This is a genomic window from Gemmatimonas sp. (genome assembly GCF_044345575.1).
Lineage (GTDB): Bacteria > Gemmatimonadota > Gemmatimonadetes > Gemmatimonadales > Gemmatimonadaceae > Gemmatimonas.
This window is the reverse complement of the sequence record NZ_JBIJAW010000400.1, coordinates 1-2,870: the sequence shown is the minus strand read 5'-3', so window position 1 is coordinate 2,870 and position 2,870 is coordinate 1. Positions and strand designations below refer to the sequence as shown.

Here is a 2,870-nt window from a genome sequence, read left to right as displayed (position 1 = left end):
CGTCCGGGGTGATGAACATTCTCCCGTGGGGCGGACCCACGGCGCGGGCCGCGAGCGCACTTGCGGTGGATGTGAGCGACGTGTTCGTGCCCATGGTGCCGGTGATGCTGGGCGGCGTGCTCTGGACGCTGTACGTGGCGTACCGGCTGGGCGTGGCGGAGCGTGCCCGCATTCGCGTATGCATTCGGGAGACTGGCGCTGCCATGGATGTCGTCGATTCCATCGGCTCGCGCACGGTGCTCGCGCTCGGCGCCGACGAGGCGGAGCTCGCGCTGCGGCGTCCGGGGCGCTTGTGGCTCAATGCGGCGCTCACGATGGCGCTGCTCACTGCGCTGGTGATGGCGGTGCTGCCGTTGCCGGTGTTGTTCATGCTGGCGTATGCGGTGGCCGTGATGCTGAACTACCCGGCCATCGAGGAGCAGAAGGCGCTGCTGGCGCGCCATGCGGGCAATGCGCTGGCAGTGGTGGGGCTCATATTCGCCGCCGGTGTTTTCACGGGCATTCTGTCCGGCACGAAGATGGTGGACGCCATGGCGAATAGCGTCGTGACGCTCGTCCCGCCGTCGCTCGGACCGTATCTCGCGGTCGTGACAGGCGTGCTGAGTGTGCCCTTCACGTTCTTCATTTCCAACGACGCCTTCTACTATGGCGTGCTGCCCATTCTCGCGAAGGCCGGTGAGGCATACGGCATCACCGCGGCGGAGATGGCGCGAGCGTCACTTGTTGGGCAGCCGGTCCATCTGCTGAGCCCGCTCGTGCCGTCGACGTTTCTGCTCGTCGGGTTGTGCGGCGTGGATTTCGGCGAGCATCAGCGCTTCACGCTCAAGTGGGCGCTGCTGTCGGCGCTGGTGCTGCTCACCGTGTCGCTGCTGCTGGCGGTGGTGCCGCTCGTGGGTTGAGGCGCGTGGTGGCCGTAAACGACACGCGGCCGCCTGTCGTGATGACAGGCGGCCGCGTGGTTCAACACCAGTACACCATCAGGGCAATTGGCTGCCCGTCAGGATCTCAGCGCCACGGGTGTACGAGCACACCCACGCCGAAACGACGACCGCCCAGATCGAGCTTGTCGAAGCTGGCGTAGTCGCCGTTCATGCCGGCGCTCCCACGCTGCTGGCGCACATCGGCCTGCACCGACGCCCAGCGCGTGACCGGAACTTCGGCCGCGAGCGAGGCGTACGCGAACGAGCCGCTGCCGGTCGAGCGCAGGTCGTCGGTGAACTGCACCAGTCGGGAGACATCGACGAAGTTGCCCCACTGGCGGAGCGAGTACTGGGCCTGCCCGGCGCCGACGCCGGCGTGCAGGCGGAGCCAGGTGCGCTTCGACACGCCCCGATCCCACTGCCACGCCTGCACCTGCACGCCGGCGTACTGCACGCCGGTCAGATCGAAGGTGGTCTGCTGCTGTACCGGCGTGGTCACGCCGGTGGGCTGCACACGCGCCTGCGACGCCACCGTGCGATCGCCCTGCTCGAATCCGGCCACCACGTGCACCTTGCGCCATACGCGAATCTGCGCCGAGGCGCCGATCAGCGACGGACCCAGATCATCGGTGCCCTTGGTGAGTGCCCGATCGAACAGCTCGAAGGCTTCGCTGTTGCCAGCCGGCCGGAAGCTTCCGGCACGCAGGCCCACGGTGATACGCGACGCCCAGCTCGACTGGTTGGCCTCGGCCGAATCGGCCTTCGCCGCCTTGGCCTGAGCCGACAACGTCGGCGCCGCGATCGAGAGTGCCGCCACCGCGGCGAGAGTATACCGGATCACGGGGTGCCCCCGCGCGGTCCGCGCAGCGTGAAGGTGTTGGTGACGCACGTCTCACGGGCGTTCCGGCGCTGCGTGTACCGCATGCACGACACATGCTGCCGCGAGGCGTTCACGATGACCGTCGCGCTCCACGTGAGCGTGCCGACGCTGTACGTGAGGCGCGTGGTGCCGCTGCCGATGGACCGCACGTTACCGTTGACGTCGACCGTGGCGACCTGCGGGTTGTCGGTGCTCCACGTGCGGCTGAACGACGTGCCCATGGGATTCCCGCGGGCATCGGTTACGCGCAGCACCACGGGCTTGATCAGGCCGAGCGCCGTGAAGCCCGTATCGGCGCTCACCGGGATGATGCGCGCCGGTACCTGACGAACCTGCAGGGTAACCGTGCCCGTGAGGCGGTTGGCGTAATAACCGGCCGGGCGAGCCCCCGTGGCCGACGGGTCGACTTCCGCCGTGACCGTCACCTGGCCATCGCCGACGGCGCGGAAGATCCCGTTGCCGAGCGATTCGACCACCCCGGGCGCCGACACCTTGTAGATGAGCGGCACGCCGGTGACGGTGGCGCCGCCCGCGTCGAAGACGCGGACGGCCACGGTGGCACTGTCGCCGAAGCTGCTCATCGGCGTACCGACGGTGCTCGACACCGAGATGCGATCGGGGGTGCCACCGGTCGGGGCCACCACCGAATCCGCCTGGCACGCCGCGAGGAACGCGGTCGCGCCAAGGATGAGGCTCCGCGATGTGCGGAAGGACAAGGAGCGCATGAGTTGGGTCTGTGTGAAGCGGATCACGGTGTCACCCCCGTGCTGCTGGTCGGGGGCAGCACGATCACGGTGAACACGAGCTTGGCGTTCGCGCCGGCTTCGATACGCGGGATGCTCCACGTGCCGGTCGACGCGTTGTAGCTGCCCTGCTGCGGCGTGGCGGTCACCACGCGGAAGCCGGGCTCGGCGAAGGCGCGCGGGATCACCACGTCGATGGCCGGACCGCGGCCCACGTTGGTCACGGTGAGCGTGATCGAGATGGTATCGCCCACTGCGGGCTGGTTCTCGCTCGGAATCGCCGTGAACTGCAGTTCGGCGGGCGGCTCGACGATCTGCACACCCAAC

Annotated in this window: 4 protein-coding genes; 1 reads left to right on the top strand and 3 read right to left on the bottom strand. The window is 68.4% G+C overall.

Annotated features, from left to right (window positions below; all coding sequences use genetic code 11):
* Nucleotides 1–899, top strand: an 899-nt coding sequence (locus ACIQ6O_RS15795; protein WP_396208733.1) for a citrate:proton symporter, incomplete at its 5' end; no start/stop codon positions are given.
* Nucleotides 900–1,005: 106 nt separating this feature from the next.
* On the opposite strand, the gene ACIQ6O_RS15790 is transcribed toward ACIQ6O_RS15795, so the two are convergent.
* The 3 genes from ACIQ6O_RS15790 to ACIQ6O_RS15780 all read right to left on the bottom strand — a co-directional run.
* Entirely contained in the window at nt 1,006–1,761 is a 756-nt protein-coding gene (locus tag ACIQ6O_RS15790) for a hypothetical protein (protein ID WP_396208732.1), read from the bottom strand.
* The gene (locus ACIQ6O_RS15785) at nt 1,758–2,525 is read right to left on the bottom strand and encodes a hypothetical protein (RefSeq protein WP_396208731.1); all 768 of its coding nucleotides are present in this window, start codon (nt 2,523–2,525) and stop codon (nt 1,758–1,760) included. The genes ACIQ6O_RS15790 and ACIQ6O_RS15785 overlap by 4 nt, the downstream gene beginning before the upstream one ends.
* A 23-nt stretch (nt 2,526–2,548) precedes the next feature.
* On the bottom strand, nt 2,549–2,870 hold a 322-nt coding region (locus ACIQ6O_RS15780), incomplete at its 5' end, for a DUF11 domain-containing protein (protein WP_396208730.1).

Coding starts and splice junctions, on each gene's coding strand:
- ACIQ6O_RS15785 (WP_396208731.1), bottom strand. CDS start 2,525: ATGCGCTCCTTGTCCTTCCGCACATCGCGGAGCCTCATCCTTGGCGCG.